This window comes from Novosphingobium sp. MBES04 (assembly GCF_000813185.1).
GTDB classification, from domain to species: domain Bacteria; phylum Pseudomonadota; class Alphaproteobacteria; order Sphingomonadales; family Sphingomonadaceae; genus Novosphingobium; species Novosphingobium decolorationis.
This window is the reverse complement of record NZ_DF850488.1, coordinates 38,142-61,420: the sequence shown is the minus strand read 5'-3', so window position 1 is coordinate 61,420 and position 23,279 is coordinate 38,142. Positions and strand designations below refer to the sequence as shown.

Genomic DNA, 23,279 nt, shown 5'->3' with positions numbered 1-23,279 from the left:
CAACAATGGTTGAGGTCAAGCACTATCTGTGGCACTTCGTGGATCGCACGGACCGCTGCCTCTTGCAGCGAATGCAAGTGGAGAGGTTGGGACGATGCCGGTCAATCGGGAAAAATCGCTAAGCGTCGGGGAGTTGGCCCGCCGCAGCGGTGTCGCGGTGTCCACGATCCATTTCTACGAAAAGAAGAACTTGATCGAGGGCTGGCGCACAGGCGGCAACCAGCGGCGCTATGCCCGAGCCACCTTGCGCCGGATCGCGATAATCCGGGTCGCACAGAAGGCCGGGGTCTCGCTCTCGATCATCAAGCAGCACCTCGACCGTTTTCCCGCAACGCCGATCACGGTGGACGAATGGGCGCGGATCAGTCAGGACTGGCACGCGATGTTGGACGAGCGGATCACGGCGCTGACCCAATTGCGTGACCAGCTTGGCTCCTGCATCGGATGTGGCTGTCTTTCCTTGAAAGATTGTCCGTTACGCAACCCCGACGACGTTCTGGGAGATGAAGGCGCAGGGCCACAATTGCTCACGACACCGCAATAGACGCGAGAGTGCCTTTGGGCACGACAGAAGGAAACGCGCGAGGCGGCCAGAGCGCCGCTGTGCGAAAGAAGGAACGGGACAGGATTGCATATGATGGGAGAGGGCGTTCGCGCGAAGACAACGGCGCGCCGCGGTGGGACGGGCGTAGGCCTGGCTGCTCTGGCCACGCTTCTGGCGGGCGCGCCTGCGGGCGGGGCGGATCTTCAGGTGCAGGCCGTGCAGGTCGATCCTTCGCGCCCCGACTGGGAGAATCCGGCGGTCTTCGCGCAAGGGACGCTTCCGGCCAGTTCTACGGGTTTTCCCTATGAAAGCCGCGCCAGAGCGCTCGAAGGCGATCCGCAAGGTTCGAACCGCTATCTCAGCCTGGATGGAACCTGGAAGTTCGCCTTCTCGCCCAGCGCCGATGCGCTCCCCGAAGGCTTCGAGCGCCCCGGCTTCGATGTGTCGAGCTGGAGCGACATTGCCGTGCCCGCGGACTGGCAGGCCGAAGGGTTTGGGCAGGCGCGCTACAACAACTGGATCTATCCCTTCCCGGCCAACCGTCCGCTGATCCCGCACGAGACCAACCCGGTGGGCTCCTACCGGCGTGACTTCACCCTCCCGCAAAGCTGGAGTGGGGACGAGCAGGTTATCCTGCACATCGGGGCGGCCGGCTCGGCCTACTACGTGTGGGTGAACGGGCAGAAGATGGGCTATGCGCAGGACAGCAAGCTGCCTTCCGAGTTTGACGTCACCTCCGCGCTGAAGCCGGGAGCCAACACCATCGCGATCCAGGTCTTCCGCTGGTCGGATGGCTCCTACCTGGAAGATCAGGACTTCTGGCGCGTCTCGGGGATCGAGCGGTCGGTCTACCTGAAGGCGGTGCCCACGCGCCGGGTGCGCGACGTCTTCGCGCATGCCGGGCTCGACGCTGCCTACCGCACCGGCGAACTGGCCGTGGACCTCGCCTTGACGCCGGGCGCCGCGGCGCGCGCGCGGATCACGCTGCTCGACGGCGAACAGACGGTGCTGACGCGCGAGGTGAAGCTCGCAAAAACGGATGCCGAGCAGCGGGTTACGCTGACGGGCGAGGTCCCGGACGTGCGCCGCTGGAGCGCGGAGACGCCTAACCTCTACACGCTGCTCGTTGAACTCTACGATGGTCGCGGCGCGATTCTCCAGGCCACGCCGACCCGCATCGGCTTCCGCACGGTCGAGGTGCGCAACGGCCAGGTTGCGGTCAACGGCAAGCCGATCACGATCAAGGGCGTGAACCGCCACGAGCACGATCCCGAAACGTTCCACGTCATCTCGCGCGCCTCGATGGAACGCGACGTCGAGCTGATGAAGGCGAACAACGTCAACGCCATCCGCGCCGCGCACTACCCCAACGATCCCTACATCTACGAGCTGGCGGACCGCTACGGCCTCTACGTCATGGACGAGGCCAACATCGAGAGCCACCAGTACATGGACTATGGCAACCGCCATCCCGAGGAGCGCGCCAAGTACCAGATCGGCTTCGACCCGGCCTGGAAGGCGGCGCACCTCGCGCGCGTCTCGAACATGGTCGAGCGTGACAAGAACCACCCCTCGATCCTGTTCTGGTCCTTGGGCAACGAGGCGGGTATCGGCCCGACCTTCGAGGAGGCGGCCAAGGCCACGCGAGAACGCGATCCGAGCCGTCTCATCAGCTATCTGGGCTGGGGGCCGCTGCCCTTCGGCGATCACCGCCCCAACTGGTATGCGGATATCTATGCGCCGATGTACGATCCGGCCGCGAAGATGGCCGACTACGCGACCAACTGGTCCTACGGCCAGCCCATGATCCAGTGCGAATACGCGCACATGATGGGCAATTCGGGGGGCAACCTGACCGAGTATTGGGACACGATCCACGCCCACCCCGAAACCTTGCAGGGGGGCTTTATCTGGGACTGGGTGGACCAGTCGATGTTCGGCACGACCAAGGATGGCACGCGCTATTGGGCCGATGGCAGCGAGTACGGCCCCAACCCGGGCGGCGACATCGAGTTCGGCGACGGGATCATCCAGTCCGACCGCACGCCCAACCCGGCCTTGTACGAACTGCGCAAGGTCTACGCGCCGGTGGCCTTCTCCGACATCGACCTGTCGGAGGGCACGCTGAGGGTCCACAACCGGCAGGACTTCGCCGGTCTCTCCGGCTACCGCTTCACCTGGACCTTGCAGGAGAACGGCGTGGCCGTCGCGACCGGCGATCTGACTGCGCCCGACGTTGCCGCGCGGGCGAGTGGGACAATGGCGCTCGATCTCGGCACGTACCCGCGCAAGGCGGACGCGGAATATTTCGTGACCGTGGAGGCGAAGGCGGGCGAGGGGCAGATCCCGCTGGTCGAGGCGGGGCAGGTCATGGCCTTCGAACAGTTTGCGCTGGACAGTGCGGTCCCGTCCTTGCCGCAGGAGGCTTCGGGCGCGGTGTCCCTGTCGGACGAAGGCGGAGAGGTTATCCTCTCGGCTGCGGGCAGTTCGCTCGCGATCAGCCGCAAGACCGGCCTTATCCGCAGCTTCGATGCGAAGGGCAAGGCGCTCGCCACAGGGGGCGAGCCCTATTTCTGGCGCGCGCTGACCGACAGCAATGTCGGTACGCGCACCGCAGATCAGCTCGCCGTCTGGAAGACCCTGAGCGAGTCGCGGACCGTCTCGGACCTGCGCATCGAACCGGCGAAGGACGGCGCACGAGAGGTGGCCGTCACGTTCACGCTGGGTGAGGGGCAGGCAACCTTTACCAACCGCTACCGTATGTCCGGGGACGGAAGCGTACGCCTGGCGGCCCATTTCGAGCCGGTCGCAAAGGACCTGCCGCCGCCCTTCCGCATCGGCGTGAAGTTCGCGCTGCCCGAGGAACTCGATACGGTGGAGTGGTACGGGCGCGGGCCGCACGAAAGCTATGTCGATCGCAAGAATTCGGCCCCGATCGGCCTGTGGCGCGGCGCGCTTGCCGACCAGGACCACGACTACATTCGCCCGCAGGAGACCGGCAACAAGACCGACGTGCGCTGGATGACGCTGAGCGGAGCCGGGCGGGCCCTGCGCGTCGCGGGCGACCGGCCGCTGATGATGAACGCGCTCGCATTCCCCTATTCCGATCTCTACCGCCGCGCGCCCGGCACCTGGAAGTCGAGCGATATCCGGCCCCACGATCACGGCACGTTACTGGTCGATGCGGCGCAGTGGGGGCTGGGCGGCGACACGCAGTGGAGTGAGGAGGGCAAGCCGCTCCCCCGCTACCGCCCGAAGGTGGAACCGACGACGTTCACCATCCGCCTTTCTCCCACCAAGGACGAGCCCTCTGTGGGGGCTCGTCCGGGCGGCGACAGGTGACCCCGAATGGAGCGGGCAGGGCCTTGGTGCTTTCCCTTGTCAGGGTTAGCGTCTAGCACATCAGGCGATGTGAACGAATGAACCGGGATGTCTGAGACCACGCCGCCATCGGGCCTAGAGGCCGCTTTCCTTGCGCACCGCGAGACCTTGCTGCGCTTCCTGCGCGCGCGTGGCGCGGGCGAGGCGGCCGAGGACCTCCTGCACGAGGTCTGGCTACGCGTGAGCGCGCGCGACAGCGGGCCGGTGGCGGCACCCTTGGCTTACCTGCATTCGGTCGCCAACTCGTTGATGATCGACCGCTATCGCTCGCAGCAGAAGGCCCAGGCGCGCGAGCGCGAATGGAGCGCGGCGCAGACGCTGACCGGGCAGGCCTCGCCGCAGCCCTCGGCCGAGCGCGAGGTCTTTGCCGCACGCGAAGCCGCGCGCGTGCTGGCGATGCTTGATGGCCTTGGCGCGCGGGTCGCCCGGGTGTTCCGCCTCCACCGGGTGGAGGGCATGGCGCAAAAGGACGTGGCCCGCGAAGTCGGTATCGGTCTCAGCACGGTCGAGGGCGATCTGCGCAAGGCCTACCGTGCGCTCGAGGAATGGAAACGGCACGGCGAAGGGGAGGAGCCATGAGGCTGCAGGCCGATGTCTCCGTCTGCGTCATGAAAGGAACGTGTGGTGCCCATTGACGAGACGATCCGCGCGCAGGCCCTCGACTGGGCCGTGCGGACACAGGACCCCGGTTTTGAAGACTGGGAGAGCTTCACCACTTGGCTGGAGCAGGATCCGGCGCATGGCGAGGCCTATGATGCGGCCTGCGCGGCGGCGCTGGACGGCGCCGACCTCCTGGCGCGGACCGCTCCTGCCAACGATACCGAGCCCGCGATTCCCTCGCCGGATGAGGCCGAGGGCAACGCGGCCTTTGTCGATGACACGCTGGAGAGCTACGCCCGCGTGCCGCGTCGGCGCTGGTTGGCAGGCGCGCTCGCGGCCAGCGTGGCGCTCGTGGCCGGGATCGGCATCTGGCACCAAAGCGGCCCGACTACCTACGAGGTGGCCACCGCAGTGGGAGAGACGCGCACCGTGCGTCTGGGCGGTGAGACGACCGTGACGTTGGGCGGGGATACCCGGCTTGCGATGGAGCAGGGTAATGCGCGCTTCGTCCGGCTGGAGCAGGGACAGGCCCTGTTCTCGGTGCGCCACGATCCCGATGCGCCCTTTGAAGTCGCTGTGGGCGAGGAGCGGCTGCGCGACATCGGCACTGTCTTCGACGTGCGGCACGTGGATGGGGCGTTGCGGGTTGCGGTGTCCGAGGGCGAAGTCGAGGTCAATCCCGAGCGCGAGAAGGTACGCGTGAAGCCCGCGCAGGTCCTGACCCGGGCGGCCGGGGAGGATCGTTTCGAACTGGCTGCGATTGCGCCCGAACAGGTCGGGGAATGGCGCGCGGGACGCCTGACCTTCGTCGATGCCCCGCTGGGCGATGTGGCTTCCGATCTCACGCGCGCGACGGGAATCGCGTTTTCGGTGCGCCCTGAGGCGCGCGGGCGCACGGTTTCAGGCTCCTTGCAGATCGAGCCGATCCGAAAGGATCCGCAATCGCTCGGTGCGCTGCTTGGCCTTGGTGTTGTGCGCGAAGGCGCTGGATGGAGCCTGGGTCCCCGCTAAGCCATGCGCCAGGTCCTGAGCCTTTCTCTGGGCGCTGCTCTGGTGCTGGGCAGCGCGTGGCCCGTGTCCGTAGCTGCGCGGGGGCAGGAAAGCCGTGTCCACACCCAAGCTGGTAGCGCCTCGCAGGCGGCCATCGCGATTGCGCGCCAGACGGGGGCGAGTGTCGTCATCGTGGACCCCGCACTCGCGCGCCGCGCGGTGCCCGCGCTCGACGCGCGCATTCCTGCGGCCGAGGCCGTGCGGCGGCTGGCGCGTGCGGCGGGGGGACGGGTCGTGGCGACCGGCCCGGCGGCCTGGCGTATCGAGCCGGTTTCCCGTCCGGCCCGCACGTCCCGCGCCGCGCCGCAGGTGCCCGAAGCCCCCCGCGAAATCACCGGCGCGCCGATCATCGTGCTTTCCAGCAAGCGCGAGCTGGCGCTTGGCGACCTTCCGGCCCAGGTCGCGATCCTGGAGCCCGAGGAACTGGAGGCGGGCGGCATCGGCGGGACCGAGAAGATCACCCGCCAGCTTCCGACGGTGGCCTCCACGCACCTGGGCAGCGGGCGCAACAAGCTGTTCATTCGCGGCATCGCGGATTCCAGCTTCACCGGCCCCACGCAGGCGACTGTTGGGCAGTATCTGGGCGACATGCGCCTCACCTACAACGCGCCCGATCCGGACCTGCGCCTCACCGACATGGCCCGCGTCGAGGTTCTGGAGGGGCCGCAGGGTACGCTCTATGGTGCTGGCTCGCTGGGCGGCATCATCCGGCTTGTCCCCCATGCGCCGGACCTGGACGACATCGCGGGTTCTGCCGTTCTGGGCGGCTCGCTCACGCGCCATGGCGAACCGGGCGTCGATGGCAGCGCCATGCTCAACCTGCCGCTGGTCGAGGGACGCGTGGGCCTGCGGGCCTCGTTCGATGCCCAGCGCACGGGTGGCTACATCGACAAGCCGCGTATCGATGGCCGCAACGTCAACGGCAGCGATATCCTGGGTGGGCGCGTGGCCTTGCGGCTTGAACCTGCACCTGACTGGTCGGTGACGCTGATGGCCCTTGGCCAGCGGACCGACAACGCCGACAGCCAGTACGCCGACCGGGAGGGATCCAGGCTGGAGAACGGCGCGCGCGTGGCCGAGCGGGCTGATGCGGACTACGCGATGGGGCAACTCGTCGTCGCGGGAAGGTTCGGGGCCGTCCGCCTGCGCTCGACGACGGGCCTCGTGCGCCAGACCTTGAGGGAGAATTTCGATGCGACCCCGCAAGGCGGGCCGCCGCGCCTCTTCACGCAGGCCAACCGCACGCGCATGGTGGCGCACGAAACCCGGCTCTGGCAGCCCGAGCGCGGGGGCGTGGGCTGGGTCGCAGGGGTGAGTTTTACCCACAACGAAACGCGCCTCAACCGCTCGCTGACGTCATTTGCACTGCGCGCGATCCCGGCTGGCGTGCGCAATGTCGTGGACGAAGGCACGCTCTATGGTGAGGCCAGCCTTCGCCTTGCCGCGCCGCTCGTCGCGACCGCGGGCGCGCGCATCACCCATTCGCGGCTGGGCGGCGGGGGTGAGGACATCCGGCCCGAGATCCAACTCGCCCATGCCGCGATGGACATCGCCGCGCGCCGCTCCTTCACGACTGTCCTGCCCTCGGCGGCGCTCAACCTGACACTCGCGCCCGAGGCCTCGCTTTTCCTGCGCTACCAGGAAGGTTTCCGCCCCGGCGGCCTGGCCATCGAGAGCGAGTACGTCCGGCGCTTTCGCGATGACCACACGCAGACCTTCGAGGTGGGCGCACGTCACGGCCAGCGGGGGCGCGGCGCGTTCGATTTCGCGCTCTCGCTCTCCTACACGCGCTGGCAGGACATCCAGGCCGACTTCATCGACGCGAGCGGCCTGCCCAGTACGGCCAATATCGGGGACGGACGGATCTGGACGGCGAGCGCGTCTGGAGGCCTGCGGCTGGCCCGGGGACTTCGGGCCGAGGCAGGCATTTCATGGAACCGCAGCAAGGTGGACGAGCCTGCACTGCCGCTCATGCTCCTCTCCACGCGCTCGATGCATGTGCCCAACATTGCCCATCTGGCCGCGCGTGTGGCGATGAGCTGGGATCGCGAGCTTGGCGGCGATATCCGGCTGAAGGCGCAGGGCTGGGCCAGCTACGTCGGGCGTTCGCGTCTGGGCGTCGGGCCCGAACTCGGCGCGCCGCAGGGCGATTACCTCGATACCGGCGCGCTGGTGCGCGTGGGCACCGAGCGTCTTGGCGTGAGCCTTGGCATCACCAATATCGCCGATGTGCGCGGCAACCGTTTCGCCCTGGGTACGCCCTTTGGCACCGGGCGCGAGCAGGTCACGCCGCTGCGTCCGCGCACGCTGCGCATCGGTCTCGACACCGCGTTCTGAACTTTTTTCAAGGCTGTCCGCCCGTGGCTCCGTCCTATCGGTCAAAACGACCTGAAGGGACTGAAATGCCGCGATACCTGCTAGCCTCTACTGCCGTTCTTGCCCTCGCCGCCGCTGCGCAGCCGGCACTAGCCGAGGACGTCACCGACGCCCGCACATCCCCTTTGCGCACTTCGACCATTGCCGATGGCGCGCCCGGGTCCATCGCGATCACCGAGGATGGCTCGGTCACTCTCACGGGCGGCACGGCGGTGACGATGGACAGCAATCACGCCGTCTCCAACGCGGGCGAGATCGCGGTGAGCAACGGCCAGGCCGGGATCCTCGCCCAGGCCGGAACGCAGGGCGACATCACCAACACCGGCACGATCACGGTGGATGAGCCTTATACGCCTGAAGACGAGGATAACGACGGCGATCTCGACGGCCCTTTCGCGCTGGGTTCCAATCGGTACGGCATCCGCACGATGGGCGCGCACGAGGGCACGATCACGAACAGCGGTGAAATTGCCGTGCAGGGCAACGATTCGGCCGGTATCGCCCTTGGCGGTCCGCTGACCGGGGACCTCCTCCATGATGGCGAAACGGTGGTGACGGGCGATCGCTCGGTTAGCATCGAGGCCGGGGACATCTCCGGCGACGTGCGCCTTGCCGGGACGATCCGTGCGCAGGGCGAGGATGCCATTGGCGCGCGCGTCTCTGGCGATGTAGGCGGTGCAATGGTGGTGCAGGGCACGCTTGCTGCCACCGGCTACCGCTATACCAGTGTTCCGGCCGATCCTTCGGACCTCGATGCCGACGACCTGCTCCAGGGCGGCTCGGCGCTCGTGATTGGCGGCGATGTCGCGGGCGGCATCGTCCTCGCCGTCGCACCAGCTGACACCGATCCTGATGTCGATGATGAGGATGGCGACGGCCTGCCCGATGCCGACGAAGGCAGCGCCCGGGTCATCTCCTATGGCGAGGCTCCGGCCATGGTCATCGGCGCAGCGGACAGGGATATCGCCATTGGCGCGGTCGAGGGCACGGCGCGTGGTTACGGGCTCCAGGTCGATGGCGTGATTGAGGGGCGAGGTCTCTACGAAGGTGTCGATGCGAACGCGCTTGTCATCGGCGGGCAGGGCGGCGAGGTCGCGATTGCCAATGGTATCGGCGTCAACGGCACCATTGCTGCGCTGTCCGATGGCGGCAATGCAACGGCGGTGCGTATCGGTGCGGGTGCGGATGTCCCCGAACTGCGCAATGCCGGGACCATCCGCGCCTCGGGCGGGGAGCAGGTCGCGGCCATTCACGTGGAGCAGGGCGCAACTCTTGGGGCGCTGCGAAACAGCGGTACGATCCAGGCGACGAGCGGCGAGGACGGCACGACCTACGCCGTGCGCGATGAGAGTGGCACGCTGGCCGCGCTCGACAACAGTGGCGCGATCATCGCCAGCGGTGCGGACGGCACGAACGTGGCGATCGACCTGTCCGCGGCCAGCGGGGATGTGACGGTACGCCAGACGGCGGTCGCGGCGGGCTACGATGCACCAGAGATTACGGGCGATGTACGCCTTGGCAGTGGCAACGACACGCTCTCGATTGCCGATGGCACGCTGACCGGCAATGTCGCGTTCGGGGCAGGCGACAACACGCTGACGCTCTCGGGCGATGCCGTGCAGACAGGCGATGTGACGTTCGGCTCGGGCGCGGATCGGGTGAGCCTCGAAGGCTCGGCCAGCTATGAAGGCACGCTCGATTTCGGCGGCGGCGCGGACCGGCTTGATCTTGCCGGGAATGCCTATTTCATGGGCGCGCTCGTCAACGCTGGCCAGGCTGCGGTCACGCTCTCGGGCGGTGCGCTGGATCTGCGCAGCCCGGCCAACATCGGCTCGCTCGAGGTGGGGGAGGGCAGTGTCCTGGTGGCCACGCTCGATTCCGCGCCGGGACAGGGCAGCGCCTACAATGTGGCGGGTACCGCGCGGTTCGCGGAGGGCTCGCGCCTTGCCTTGCGGCTGGCCGATGTCACGACCGCCGAAGGCAGCTACGAGGTCCTGACGGCGGGCACGCTGGAAGGGCGCGACAATATCGAGACCGTCACCGACCTGGTGCCCTTCATGTTCAAGGCACAGCTTGATGAGGAGGCCGGCGCCAATTCCATCGTCGTCGACATCGCGCGCCGCACGCGCGAGGAACTGGGTCTCAACCGTTCGCAGGCGAGCGCCTATGACGCGGCCTTTGCCGCCCTTGCCGCCGATGAGGAGATCGAGGATGTGTTCCTTGCCATCACCGATGGCGACACCTTCCGCGACACCGTGGGGCAGATGCTCCCCGACCATGCGGGCGGCGGCTTCGAGGGTATCAGCCTGGGCGTACGCACGCTGGCCCGCCAGCTCCAGGATCCGCCGCATCCCGCAGGCGATGAAAGCCGCTTCTCGACCAACGTGAACCTGGCCTTCTGGGGGAGCGAGAAGGATACCGGGGCGACTGCGGCCTATGACCTCAATGGCTATGCCTGGTCGCTCACTGGAGAATACCGCACCGGCATCGGCTATTTCGGTGCGACGGCTTCCTACATCTGGAACCAGCACACGAGTGGCGCGGCGAGCGAGGTCAAGTCCCAGTCGGTCGAGGGCGCGGTGCACTGGCGCGGGCATTTCGGCCCGATCGGGGGTTTTGCGCGCGCCTCCATCGGCCATGCCGACTTCGACAGCGAGCGCACCTTCTCGGGCGTGACGGCGCAGGAGACCGTCACGCGCACGATCGATGGCAGCTGGAACGGCCGCTTCGTCAGCGCCATCGGCGGCATCTCGGCCGAGGGAGGCAGCCAGCACTTCTTCTTCCGCCCGCAGGTCTCGCTCGACTACGTGCGCTTGAAGGAAGACGGCTACGGCGAAACCGGCGACGATGCGCTGGGCCTCTTGGTCGAGGATCGCACCAGCGACGAGCTTGGCCTCAATGCGGGGATGACCGTGGGCGTCGATGTGCTGGGCATGTCGGCGGGCGATGAAGGCTGGATGCGGATCGAGACCGAAGGCGGCTGGCGCGAGGTGCTGAGCGGCGGTCTTGGCGCGACGACGGCGCGCTTCGGCACCGGTGAGGTCGAGCCGGGCGAGGCGTTCCGGCTCGATCCCGATGGTACGACCGGCGGCTGGTACGGGCGCCTGCGGGCCTATGGTGGCCCCAGCGGCTTCATCATGGGCGGCGAGCTCTCGGCTGACCGCCGTCACGGCGAGGTCGCCCTGGCGCTTCGGGGCAGCGTCACCGTGAAGTGGTAAAGTGCGGCGACAGGCCGGTGGGGAGGGGACGGCGCCCAGGTGTCGCTCCCTCCTGGCCACCTGTCGGGCATCGCGCAGGAAGTGCCTCGGCCCCCGGTGCAGACCGGGGGCCTTTTGCATGCCGCAGGACGGACCGTCTCTGTCGCGGCTCCCCCTCAACGCAGATTCGCAAAGTCCCTCAAAGCCGCACGAATCGGGGCTTTCAGGGTGTTTCGAGGCCGGTCCACTGTGCGCATTTTGCAACGCATTCCCGGGAAAGCCGCCGCACAATCAGCGACTTGCCAATTTGGCTTGACGAAATCCGGGCAAATGATTTAGCGCTAAAAACAACAGGCAGATGCGGAGCGCATTGAAGCCTGACGTGTTTAGTGGAGAGGATCCGATGAATTTCCGAAAGACTGAGCTGGCCTGCGGTATCGCGGCCGGTGTGATGGCACTGGCGCTGGGCGCTCCGGCCTTCGCGCAGGACATGGCAGCCGAAGCGGGCGCCGACGACACCGTCACCGGCAATGCCATCATCGTCACCGCGAACATGCGTGAGGAAACGCTTCAGGAAGTCCCCATCGCGGTTTCGGTCGTCAGCGGCGAGCAGCTGCAGGCAGCGGGCGTCAGCGCGGTCGAAGGGCTGGTCCAGGTCTCTCCCTCGCTCACCTTCACCCAGGGCGACAATCCGGGTGACAGCTCGCTCAACATTCGCGGTATCGGCACCACCGTCTTCTCGGTCGCGACCGAGCCTGCCGTCTCGATCGTCGTCGACGACGTCGTGATGGCGCGCGCAGGGCAGGGCTTCCAGGACCTCATCGACGTGCAGCGCGTCGAAGTCCTGCGCGGTCCCCAGTCGACCCTGTTCGGCAAGAACGCCTCGGCTGGCCTGGTCTCGGTCACGACGTCGGATCCGACCTCCTACCTCTCGGGCAAGGTCGACGGCAGCTTCGCCCAGGGCGGCGAATGGCAGGCACGCGGCATCATCTCGGGTCCGGTGGCCAAGGATGCGGGCCTCAGCGTCAGCGGCTACTACAAGGATTACGATGGCTTCATCGACAATGTCTCGGGCATCGGCGATGACAAGCTGGGCGGCTATCGCAACTACGGCGGCCGTGCCAAGTTCGTCTACGAGCCCCACAACGACCTCAAGATCACGCTGATCGGCGACTACCGCAACGGCACCAACGATGCGAGCCCGACCCTGCGCGCGGTCGATGGCCAGGCCTATGCCGACGCAATCGCGCCGGTCGTGGCCTCGCCCGACAACCGCGACGTCAACCTCAACGCGGACACCACCAACGACAGCGAACAGTGGGGCGTCTCGGGCCGCATCCAGGCGCGCCTGAACGACGACCTCCAGCTGGTCTCGATCACCGCCGTGCGCGGCTGGGACTTCACCGCCCGTTCGGACGTCGACTACACCTCGCTTTCCGAGCCGGTGCCCGGCGTGAACCTGTGGGACGTCAACACCGGCACCACCAACCTCAAGCAGTACTCGCAGGAACTGCGCGTGGTCTCGGGTGACCTCGGCGGCTTCGACGTGCTGTTCGGCGGCTATGCCTTCCTGCTCGACCTCGACACCGGCTTCCAGCGTCGCCAGATCTTCCCGGCTGGCCCGCGCAGCGGCCAGTTCACGGGGTCGACCAAGAACACCAACCTTGCCGTCTTTGCCAGCACCAACATCTATCTTACCGACACGCTCGAGATGTTCGGTGGCCTGCGCCTCCTCCATGAGACGCTGGACTGGGACGTGTACCGTGACCCGGCCGATGTGCTCGTCGCCGGAGACAGCGCGCTTGGCGGGGCTGCGGGCGTCGCGGCCGACTTCGATGGCAAGACCAGCGACACCGCGCTCGTCGGCAAGATCGGCCTGCGCTACCAGCTGGGCAGCCTCGGCAACGCCTACGCCAGCTATTCGCGTGGCTACAAGGGCAAGGGCTTCAACCTGATCTTCGCCGCGCAGCCCAACTACGAGCCGGTCGACGCCGAACAGTCCGACGCCTTCGAAGTCGGCGCCAAGTTGCAGAGCCTGGACGGCGTGTGGTCGCTCAACGCGGCGGTGTTCTACACCAAGTACAAGAACTTCCAGTCGCAGGCACAGCTGCCCGGTGACGTCGCGTTCTACCTGCTCAACGCCGGTTCGACCTCGACCAAGGGTATCGAGCTGGAAGGTACCATTCGCCCGACTTCGCTTACCACGGTGAACCTGGGCATGACGCTGCTCGATGCGCGCATCGACTCCTTCCCGCTCGGCCCCTGCTATCGTGGCCAGACCGCGGCCGAGGGCTGCGTCGATGGGGTGCAGGATCTGGCGGGCGGCGATCTGCCCAACGCGCCCGACTTCCGTCTCACCGGCTCGCTGCGTCAGACCGTGCCCTTCGGTGACAGCGCGCCCGTCGATGGCTTCGTGATGGTCGATGGCAGCTACCAGACCAAGGTGTCCTACCAGATCGACCAGAACCCGCGTGCCGCGCAGGGGGGCTTTGGCCTGGTGAACCTCTCGGCCGGTGTGGAATCGAAGGATGACAGCTACTCGGTGACTGTCTTCGTGCGCAATCTGTTCGACCAGAACAACGTGTCCAACATCTTCGACTCCGGATTCAATGGCGGTCGTACCTACCAGCAGGTCCTGCGCGATGGCGCACGCTACTGGGGTGTGCGCGCGTCCTACAGTTTCTGAGGGCCCACCCTCCCTCAGGAAAACCGTCTGGCGGCGGCCCGCTCTCTCCTCCTCCTCCCAGGGCCGCCGCCAGCACATCCGCCACCAAGATGGACCTGGCCTAGATGACCGAATGCGAACTGAATGACCCTGTGACCATCGATCCCCTGGCGCTTGCGCCCGAGGATCGGGCCTGGGTCGAGGCCACGCTCGACACGCTCAGCGTCGAGGGCAAGGTCGGTCAGCTCTTCGCACTCAGTTCGATCGGCGATGACCTCGCCGAAATTTCCCGCCACTGCGCACTGGGCGTGGGCGGGATCCACCGCTTCCCCGGGCACGACCTCAAGGCGGCCTGGGAAGCGACCCGCGCGGCCATCCAGGAATCGCGCATTCCCCCGCTCATCAGCGGTGATATCGAAGGGGGCACGGTCAGCCAGGCCTTCGCCACCGCCGTTCCCAACCAGATGGGCCTTGCCGCCTGCGCAGACGAGGACCTCTCGCGCCGTATCTCGGCGATCGTTCTTCGCGAAGCGCGCCGTCAGGGCTTCAACTGGACCTTCAGTCCGGTCGTCGACATCAACCGCAATTTCCGCAACCCGGTCGTGGGCACGCGATCCTACGGTTCGGACATGGCGACGATCCTGCGCGAAGCGGGGATCATGACCGAGGTGCTCCAGGCGGGCGGCATCGCCACTTGCGCCAAGCACTGGCCGGGCGATGGCATCGATGACCGCGACCAGCACCTCGTGACCAGCGTCAACGGCCTCTCCATGAATGAGTGGCACGCGAGCTTCGGCGAGATCTACCGCACAATGTTTGCCAAGGGCGTCATGTCGGTGATGTCCGCGCATATCGCGCTGCCCGCCGCCTTTCCCGCCGATGCCGGGGCCGGGCGGTTCGTACCTGCCTCGGTCTCGAAGCGTCTCAACCTTGAACTTCTGCGCGGCGAACTGGGCTTCAAGGGGCTGATCGTTTCCGACGCGACTCCCATGGGCGGTCTCACCGGCTGGCAGGAGCGCGCCGAGGCCGTGCCTGCCGTGATCGAGAACGGCTGCGACATGTTCCTGTTCTCGCCCGATCCGGGCGGGGACTATCGCCACATGATGGACGGCCTGCGCCGCGGCGCGCTGAGCGAGCAGCGTCTGGAAGATGCCGTGCGCATGATCCTGACGCTGAAGGCCCGGCTTGGCCTTCACCGCATGACCCTGGATGAATGGGTGCCCCCGATTGAGGAGGGCACGACACGCCTCTCCACGCCCGAGAGCGAGGCTGTGGCGGCCGAGGCCAACGCGCGCGCCATCACGCTGGTCAAGGACACGCAGGACCTGCTGCCGCTTGACCCCGCACGGCACAGGCGCGTGGTGCTGCTGGCCGAGGAAGGCTGGAACTTCATCTCCGGCGCGCTGCCGCGCAGTCTCGACGTCTTCCGCGAGGACATGCGCAAGGCCGGTTTCGACTTGCGCATGTACGATGCCGAGACCCCTCCGGCGCCTGAAGACACCGACCTTGTCGTCTACCTCATCGGCCAGGAGGCAACCGCCAGCCTCTCGCACATCTACCTTGACTGGACCGCGCTTCACGGCGGCGCGCGCAAGGCGATGAAGCGCTTCTCGCGCGAGATCCCGACGCTGATGATCTCGCTGGGCCAGCCCTACTATCTTTACGATGCGCCCGACGTGCGCACCTACATCAATGGCTACAGCGCGCTGCCTTCGGTGCAGTCCGCGCTGGTCGAACGGCTGCTCGGCAAGGCGCCGTTCACGGGCGTGAGCCCGGTCGATCCTTTCTGTGGCGAAGAGCAGCTTCGCTACTGAAACCAGAGCGCTTCGGGTCGCAACGCGCCTCAGGACGATGGGGGCGCAACCGAATTCCGCTCGATGATCTGGTAGTCGACGAAGGTGGTTCCCCCTGGAGCCGCCTTCGTCTCCTTGTCGCGCGCCTGCAATTCGGCCACGAGATGTCGCGTGGCGACTTCGGCGATCTCGCCAAGCGGCTGGCGCACAGTGGTGAGCGCGGGCCAAATCTTTACGGCGATGGGCGTGTCGTCAAAGCCCACCACCGAGATATCTTCGGGAATGCGCAGGTTCGTGCGCAGCGCCACGTTCACGAAGGCAGCGGCCATATCGTCGTTGCCTGCGAACATGGCGGTGATCGTGCGCTTGCCGGGCAGGATCTCCTCGGCGAGGCGCAGGCCCGCATCGAAGGTTGGGCGGGCGTTCCAGACCAGCGCTTCATCCAGTGCCAGGCCCTGGTCGGAGAGCGCGCGGGCATATCCGGCAAAGCGGCTTTCCCCGGCAAGGCTGGGAATGCGCACGAAGCCGATGCGACGGTGGCCTGCGCGCAGCAGGATGCCGGTCGTCTCGTAGGCCGCCTGTTCGTCGTCGATGCGCACGCAGTGCATGTTGGCCAGTGCCCGGCCCGAGGCGAGGGCGACCATGGGGACGTCGTATTCCTCAGGCAGGCCGGCCGCGCTCACCCGTTCGCACAGCGGTGGAGGCAGGAGCAGGCCGTCGGGTGACGTGTTCAGGAACTCGCGCACCGAATCCAGCGGGTTCTTCTGGTCGTAGACCTTGATGTTGAGCTGGACGCCGAGCCGGGCCGAGGCATTGAGCGTGCCGACCAGCATCGCGCTCAAGAGCGCGCTGTCGCTGTCGCGGTGGAGCAGGCCGATGCGGTAATTGCTGGCGCTGGCCAGCGCACGCGCGGCGGTGTTGGGCCGGTAGTCGAGTTCGGCGATGGCCTTCAGCACGGCGTCGCGCGTGGCGGGAAGAACACTCGGCTTGTTGTTGAGAACATTGGAAACCGTCATCGAGGAGACACCGGCATGGCGCGCGACGGCGGCCATCGTGACCCCGCCGCCCGAACGCCTGCGCGATCGTGTGCCCACTTTCTTGTCCATCATCCACGTCCCCGGTCATCCCCGGGCTGGTTGACAAGGGCCCGAGCTTTCACTAGCAATTTAGCGCTACATTGCGTCATGCCGTCCTGTCTTGCAAGACAGTTCGTACAGGTGCAATCGCTTCGTGTCGCCAGACTGCACGCTAAAGAACACGGCGCAAACGATAATGCGCACTGCGAGAGGATCCCGATGACCGCCACCCCCGCATCCGAGGCCGCCACCGAGGCGCCCTGGCCACCTGCGCGCGAAGCCTGGACCGCCGCGTTCCTGCTCATGCTGGCCTATACGCTGGCCTTTGTCGACCGCCAGGCGCTGGCGCTTCTGGTGCAGCCGATCAAGGAGGACTTCGGGGTCAGCGATACCGCGATGAGCCTGCTCTACGGCCTCTCGTTCACGCTGTTCTACGTCCTCGTCGGGATCCCGGTCGCCTGGGTGGCGGACCGTTCGAACCGTCGCAACATCATCGCGGCCTCGATCTTCATCTGGAGCCTGGCGACGGCGGCCTGCGGCATGGTGCGCAGCTTCACTGGCCTGTTTACCGCGCGCATCGCGGTGGGCGTGGGCGAGGGCGGCCTTTCGCCCTCGGCCTACTCGATCCTCGCCGACTACTTCCCCAAGGAGAAGCTGGGCCTGGCGATGGGCGTCTACAACATGGGCGTCTACTTCGGCGGCGCGGGTGCGCTGATCCTGGGTGGTCTCATTGCAGGCGCCATTCCGCCCAATTCCGATGTTCTCATCCCGCTGCTCGGCACGATGAAGGGCTGGCACATCATCTTCCTGCTGCTGGGTATTCCGGGCGCGCTGCTCTCGCTTGCGATGTTCCTCGTGCGCGAGCCCAAGCGCCGGGGCAGCGTCAGCGACGCACAGCCTGCAGCGGCGCCCATGGGCCACTTCTTCAGCCAGCTGCGCACGCACGGACGTGCCTACTTCGGGATCATCGTCGGCTTCTCGCTGATGATCTTCGTGGGCAACGGCACGGGCGCCTGGATCCCGGCCTTCCTGGAACGTTCCTACGGCATGAACATCAGCGAGATCGGCGCGTCCTATGGCTGGATCGTGTTCTTCTGCGGCACCGGCGGCGCGCTTTCGGGCGGCTTCGTGGCGAGCGCGCTGGAAAAGCGCACGCCCTATGGCAACCTCAAGGCCGCCGTCATCGGCTTTACCGCGCTGATCCCGCTTACCATCGGCTTCCCGCTGATGCCGACCGCCTCGCTGGCGCTCGCCGGGATCGGGGCGATGAACTTCTTTGCCGGGTTCAACTTTGGCGGCGGTCTTGCCGCCCTCCAGGGGCTCACGCCCAACCGCATGCGGGCGATGGTCTCGGTCGTCTACATGCTCTCGATCAACCTGATCGGTTCCACCCTCGGCCCGACGGCCGTGGCGCTGGTGACCGACCTCGTCTTTGGCGACCCGGCGCGGGTGGGCGAATCCATTTCGCTCGTGTGCGCGGTGGCCTCGCCGCTGGCTCTCGTCCTGCTGCTGGTGGGCATGGCCGGCCTCAAGGCATCTGCCCGGAAGGAAAATGTGGCATGAAGAACCTCCCCTCGCGCAAGAGCCCGCTTGGCGGGCGCATGAAGAAGCTCGCCCTTGCCCTTGCAGGCACGGCGGCGATTGCCAGCCTGCCGCTGTCCACGGCGCCGGTGCAGGCCCAGACGGCGGCCCCCACGGCCGAAACCGGCGCGCAGCCGGTGCGCACCGTCGATGGCAAGCCGATGAACATGATCTTCGTGCTTGTCGATGACCTGCGTTTCGATGCCATGGGCTTCCTGACGCCGGGCCTCAACACGCCCAACATCGACTATCTCGCCAGCCACGGGACCTATTTCCCCAACGCGGTGGTAACCTCCTCGCTGTGCAGCCCGAGCCGGGCGACGATCCTGACCGGCCAGACCGCGCGCAACCACGGCGTGATCGACAACACCAATTCGAGCGAGAAGGGCCTCACTTTCTTCCCCAGCTACCTCCAGCAGGCGGGCTACCAGACCGGTTTCTTCGGCAAGTGGCACATGGGCGATGCCAATGCGGACCCGCGCCCCGGATTCGACCGCTGGGTCAGCTTCCAGGGGCAGGGCACCTATTTCCCGACCGAGCGTCTTTCGCCGGAGGAGATCGCGGCGGGCAAGCGCCAGCAGCTCAACGTCGATGGTGTGGAGGTGAACCGCCAGAAGTATATCACGACCGAGCTTACCGACTACGCGCTCGACTGGCTGAAGGAGCGCGACACGAAGCAGCCCTTCTTCCTCTACCTCAGCCATAAGGCGGTCCATTCCGACCCGACGCCCGAGGAAAGCCACAAGGGCGAATACGCGGATCTTGATGTCGATCTGCCCGAGAGCTGGGCGGACACCCCGCGCAACAACGAAGGCAAGCCCATGTGGGTGCGCAACCAGCGCAACAGCTGGCACGGCGCGGACTTCCCCTACCACACCGACGAGCCGCTGCCCGAATACATTCGCCGCTATTACGAGACGCTGGGCTCGGTCGACGACAGCCTTGGCCGCATCCTGACGTACCTGCGCAAGAACAAGCTCGATCGCAGCACGATGATCGTGTTCTATTCCGACAACGGCTTCCTGTTCGGCGACCACGGCTTGATCGACAAGCGCAACGCCTACGAGCCTTCGGTGCGCGTGCCGATGGTGGTCTGGGCACCCGCGATCGTGCCGGAGGGCAAGACCGTGCCCAACCTGGTGCGCAATCTCGACCTCGCCCCGACGTTCCTCGATCTGGCGGGCGTGGCTGAGCCTGAACAGATGGAAGGCAAGAGCTTCCTCTCGCTTGCCGAGGGACGCACCGCGCCGGAAAACTGGAAGGCGGGCGACTTCGTCTACGAGTATTACTGGGACTGGCAGTTCCCGCAGACACCGACCACCTTCGCCATCGAGCGCGACGGGTGGAAGTACATCCAGTACCACGGCATCTGGGATACCGAGGAACTCTACAACGTGGCGCAGGACCCCGAGGAACTGCACAACCGCATCGAGGATCCCGCCCAGCTTGACCGTAAGAACGAGCTGCGCGCCGCCCTCTATGCCGACCTCGCCAACCAGCGGGGCAAGCACGACATCCCCTACACGCAGCGCGCCAGCAAGGGCCTGGTCCTGCGCCACAAGGATGGTCACCGCGCGGCCGACTTCCCGAGCGAGTGGTACGCAGAGCCCAACCTTCCGGGCAAGATGAACGACCTCTATCCCGACACCGAGGCCAAGATCGAGGCCGACCGCAAGGGGGAGCGCTACGTCCCGGACCGCCGCGGCCACTAAGCCACGCATCCGACGGAATGAGAAAGGCCCGGTCGCTCGTGGGAGCAGCCGGGCCTTTTCCTTGGTGGCATGTCCGTGCGGTACGTTCACGTTGCCAGCGTGTCCTTCGTGCCGCTCAATCCACGACCGGCCACAAGGATGCCAAGTCCCCGGGGACTGAGAAAGTTCGCCGTTTTCAAGTGCGCCGCGCTGGTCTAGCTCTGCCCCGAATGAAACGCACTGCGGGAACGTCCCGCGCACGAGAGGATGAGTAGACCCATGCGCCATGCCGCCGCCACGATTGCCGGAGCCCTTGCCCTGAGCACAGCACTCGGGATGCCTGCCGGTGCACAGACGCGCGTGGACGGCGATCCCCATGCGCAGGACCCGGTGGGCATCGTCGAAGAGCCGTGCCCGCACCATGCGATGCCGAGCGACGGGGACGGGTGGCACATCTGGAATCTCGACATGCTGACGCGGGACTTCGGCCAGCTGTGCCGCTACGCCGAGGCGAACACGGCGCTCAAGGCGAAGAACGCTCCGGTGGAGGTTGTCTTCATGGGCGATTCGATCACCGACAACTGGCAGAACATCGACCCGGATTTCTGGACGAACGGCCGCGTGGACAGGGGCATCTCGGGCCAGACAACGCAGCAGATGCTGGTGCGCTATCGCGAGGACGTGCTCAAGCTGAAGCCCCGCGCGGTCCATATCCTGGCCGCCACCAACGACATCGCCGGGAACACCGGGGCGGCGACGATGGCGCAGGTCACCGGCAATATCGAGACCATGGCCGAACTCGCCCGTGCGCACGGGATCAAGGTCATCCTGGGCTCGGTGCCTCCGGCAAAGGCCTTTCCCTGGGCGCGCGACAAGCGCCCCGATCCCCAGGTGCGCGCGCTCAACGCCTGGCTAAAGGCCTATGCGGCGCGCGAAGGGCTCACCTATGTCGACTACTGGAGCGCACTTGCGGCCCCCGACGGGGCGATGCGGGAGGGGCTTTCTTCGGACGGCGTGCACCCCACCGCGAAGGGCTATGCGATCATGGCCCCGCTGGCGAAGGCCGCCATTGCCCATACGCTTGGGAACGCCGATTAAGGACAGTCTTCGGGCGGCTCGGCGTGGAAAGCGGGCGTGAGAAGTTCGTGGTCGAAGGCCTCGACCCGTTCGACCAGCTTGCCGCACCGGCGGATTGTTTCCAGGCGATAGAGACCTGGCGTTAGTGAATAGCCCATTTCGGCAAGGCGGCGGGGGTCGTCGGTTCCGCTCTGGATGACGGTGCGTGTCTCGCAGCCGTTGTACTCTGTGGTTTCCAGCCCGCGGCCGTGCCCGGGAATGTCGAGGGGATGGCTCTCGCGCCGCATCGAGCCGTCCAGGTTGTAGGCCGCGCCGCGCAGGAAGCGCCCCGCCTCGTCGTATTCGGCCAAGGCGAGGAGAGTGCCGTCCTTGCTCCACAGCGGTTGCGGACCGACAGGGCGCCCCATGGCGTAGTGCTTGTGGCCGACCGCGCCTGAGCTCCGGTATTCTACCTGGTCGCCATCGGCGCGGCCCTTGCGGTAGTTGCCGAATTCCTTGAGCCGCCCGTCGCGCGCGTAGTTGATGTAGGGGCCGTCGCGCTTGCCCTCGCGCCAGTGTGCCTTGGAGGCGAGCTGGCCGTTTTCGTGAAAGACGTAGTAGTCGCCCTCAAGGCCGCTGGGGCCATAGGTCCAGCGCTCCAGGAGAGTGCCGTCGTCCGACCAGTGGCGGTAGAGGCCATCGAGCGCGCCCTCGCTCCAGTTGCGTTCCAGCGCCAGGGCGCCTGTGGGATAGAACTGGCGGTCGAGCCCGTCCTTGCGCCCGTCGCGGCACTCGACGCGGCGGCGCAAGGTGCCGTCAGCTGCGCGAAGATCGAGAATGCCGGTGAAGGCGTCGCGCTGGGATACGGCGCAGAGCTCGGCTTCGGAATAGTCGCGCTGGTAGGGTTTCTCGACGGCCTCGGAGGGCGCGCCATAGGCTGGGGCGGCGGCGAGCGCGGCGGCGATGAGCGCCAAACTTCCGTGAACAGGCAAGGACATGGGGCGCGTTCTACGGATCACGCCCCCGACCTTGCAAGGGAAGTCCGGTTCAGGCGGTCACTGCGCGGGTCTTCTGGAAGCGGGCCAGTGCGATGGCGGCGGCGGCGGCGAGGGTAAGGACGAGCGCGCTCACCATGAACTCGTGCACCGCGCCCAGCGTGTCGAAGCCGATCCCGCCCAGCGTTGCCCCCAGGGTTATGGAGACCTGGATGATCGCGACCATCAGGCCGCCCCCCGCTTCGGCGTCTTCGGGCACGGTGCGGGCCAGCCAGGTCCACCAGGCGACGGGCGCGGACGTGGCGGCGAAGCCCCAGATGGCGAGCAGCGGAATGGCGACAGGCAGCATGTCGCCGAATTGGGCAAGGGCCAGCGCGACCGCGGCCATGACCGCAGGAAGGGCGGCCAGCAGGGCAAACAGGCGCCCCTCGACAATGCGCCCGACGACGAGTGTGCCGACGAAGCCCGAACCGCCTACGACGAGCAGCAGCGTGGAGAGCAACGAGACGCCCACGCCGGTCACCTGTTCCAGGAAGGGGCGCAGGTAGGTGAAGAGCGAAAACTGGCCAATGAAAAGGAGCGCGACCGTCACGAGGCCCGCGGTCAGGGGAGCATGGCGCAGCAGGTCGAGCAGGCGTCCGCCCTGGGCCTTGCGGTCAGGGTGCAGGCGAGGGAGCGCAAAGGCCTGCCAGGCTACGGCCAGGACCGCCAGTGGAACAACGCACCAGAACGCGCCGCGCCACCCGATCCATCCGCCCAGCAGGCTTCCCAGCGGCGCGGCCAGCGTCATCGCCAGCGCATTGCCGCCGTTGATGATCGCCAGCGCCTTGGGCACGTCGGCATCGGGCACGAGGCGGATCGAAACGGCCGCGGACATCGACCAGAAGCCCCCCAGGGCAAGGCCCAGGAACGCACGGCCGGTCATCAGTACGGCGTAGCTGGGCGCAAGCGAGACAAGCACGCTCGCGATGACGAGGAGCGTGGTCAGGGCAAGCAGGACGTGCTGGCGCTGCAGGCTGCGGGTCAGACGGCCGAGCGAGAGGCTGGCGATGACGGCAAAGAGACCGGAGGCGGCGATGGTCTGCCCAGCCTGGCCCTCGGTCAGGTCAAGCGAGGCGGCCATCGGGCTCAGCAGGCTGACCGGCAGGAATTCGGAGGCGACCAGCACGAAGCTGCACAGGGCCATCGCATAGACCGCGCCCCAATGGGCTGGGCTTTCAGACGGCGATGGCGAGGTGGGGGAGGTGTGCGGGGAATTCATGGTTATCAGGTCC

General features: G+C 66.8%; 14 protein-coding genes. 11 read left to right on the top strand and 3 right to left on the bottom strand.

The window, feature by feature from the left end:
• Positions 1–94: 94 nt before the first annotated feature.
• The 8 genes from soxR to MBENS4_RS00170 all read left to right on the top strand — a co-directional run bounded on the left by soxR (position 95) and on the right by MBENS4_RS00170 (position 15,627).
• Complete coding sequence (gene soxR / locus MBENS4_RS00205) at positions 95–544, top strand: redox-sensitive transcriptional activator SoxR (RefSeq protein ID WP_039387950.1); 450 nt, start codon at positions 95–97, stop codon at positions 542–544.
• A 90-nt stretch (positions 545–634) separates the two neighbouring features.
• Positions 635–3,886, top strand: coding sequence for a glycoside hydrolase family 2 TIM barrel-domain containing protein (locus MBENS4_RS00200; RefSeq protein ID WP_052321895.1), 3,252 nt, complete (start codon positions 635–637; stop codon positions 3,884–3,886).
• A gap of 87 nt (positions 3,887–3,973) precedes the next feature.
• Positions 3,974–4,504 (top strand): RNA polymerase sigma factor, encoded by a 531-nt coding sequence (locus tag MBENS4_RS00195; protein WP_039387949.1) that lies wholly within the window; start codon positions 3,974–3,976, stop codon positions 4,502–4,504.
• Between the two features lie 45 nt (positions 4,505–4,549).
• Positions 4,550–5,536: a FecR family protein gene (locus tag MBENS4_RS00190; RefSeq protein ID WP_039387948.1), complete on the top strand. Its 987-nt coding sequence runs from the start codon at positions 4,550–4,552 to the stop codon at positions 5,534–5,536.
• Positions 5,537–5,539: 3 nt separating this feature from the next.
• Complete coding sequence (locus MBENS4_RS00185; RefSeq protein ID WP_039387947.1) at positions 5,540–7,912, top strand: TonB-dependent receptor; 2,373 nt, start codon at positions 5,540–5,542, stop codon at positions 7,910–7,912.
• A gap of 65 nt (positions 7,913–7,977) precedes the next feature.
• Positions 7,978–11,169 (top strand): autotransporter outer membrane beta-barrel domain-containing protein, encoded by a 3,192-nt coding sequence (locus MBENS4_RS00180; RefSeq protein ID WP_039387945.1) that lies wholly within the window; start codon positions 7,978–7,980, stop codon positions 11,167–11,169.
• A 382-nt stretch (positions 11,170–11,551) separates the two neighbouring features.
• Positions 11,552–13,834, top strand: a complete 2,283-nt coding sequence (locus tag MBENS4_RS00175; RefSeq protein ID WP_039387943.1) for a TonB-dependent receptor — start codon at positions 11,552–11,554, stop codon at positions 13,832–13,834.
• Positions 13,835–13,938: 104 nt separating this feature from the next.
• The gene (locus tag MBENS4_RS00170) at positions 13,939–15,627 is read left to right on the top strand and encodes a glycoside hydrolase family 3 protein (protein WP_052321894.1); all 1,689 of its coding nucleotides are present in this window, start codon (positions 13,939–13,941) and stop codon (positions 15,625–15,627) included.
• A 29-nt stretch (positions 15,628–15,656) separates the two neighbouring features.
• Here MBENS4_RS00170 and MBENS4_RS00165 read toward each other — a convergent pair whose 3' ends face one another.
• Positions 15,657–16,715: a LacI family DNA-binding transcriptional regulator gene (locus tag MBENS4_RS00165; protein WP_242404716.1), complete on the bottom strand. Its 1,059-nt coding sequence runs from the start codon at positions 16,713–16,715 to the stop codon at positions 15,657–15,659.
• A gap of 186 nt (positions 16,716–16,901) precedes the next feature.
• Here MBENS4_RS00165 and MBENS4_RS00160 point away from each other — a divergent pair, with 186 nt between their 5' ends.
• The 3 genes from MBENS4_RS00160 (at position 16,902) to MBENS4_RS00150 (ending at position 21,052) form a co-directional block, all read left to right on the top strand.
• The gene (locus tag MBENS4_RS00160) at positions 16,902–18,245 is read left to right on the top strand and encodes an MFS transporter (RefSeq protein WP_052321893.1); all 1,344 of its coding nucleotides are present in this window, start codon (positions 16,902–16,904) and stop codon (positions 18,243–18,245) included.
• Entirely contained in the window at positions 18,242–19,975 is a 1,734-nt protein-coding gene (locus MBENS4_RS00155; protein WP_242404715.1) for a sulfatase family protein, read from the top strand. The genes MBENS4_RS00160 and MBENS4_RS00155 overlap by 4 nt, the downstream gene beginning before the upstream one ends.
• Before the next feature lie 246 nt (positions 19,976–20,221).
• The gene (locus MBENS4_RS00150; protein WP_242404714.1) at positions 20,222–21,052 is read left to right on the top strand and encodes an SGNH/GDSL hydrolase family protein; all 831 of its coding nucleotides are present in this window, start codon (positions 20,222–20,224) and stop codon (positions 21,050–21,052) included.
• On the opposite strand, the gene MBENS4_RS00145 is transcribed toward MBENS4_RS00150, so the two are convergent.
• Both MBENS4_RS00145 and MBENS4_RS00140 read right to left on the bottom strand, forming a co-directional pair.
• Entirely contained in the window at positions 21,049–22,008 is a 960-nt protein-coding gene (locus MBENS4_RS00145) for a toxin-antitoxin system YwqK family antitoxin (RefSeq protein WP_144400811.1), read from the bottom strand. The genes MBENS4_RS00150 and MBENS4_RS00145 overlap by 4 nt on opposite strands.
• A gap of 49 nt (positions 22,009–22,057) precedes the next feature.
• Entirely contained in the window at positions 22,058–23,266 is a 1,209-nt protein-coding gene (locus MBENS4_RS00140) for an MFS transporter (RefSeq protein WP_052321892.1), read from the bottom strand.
• Positions 23,267–23,279 lie beyond the last annotated feature (13 nt).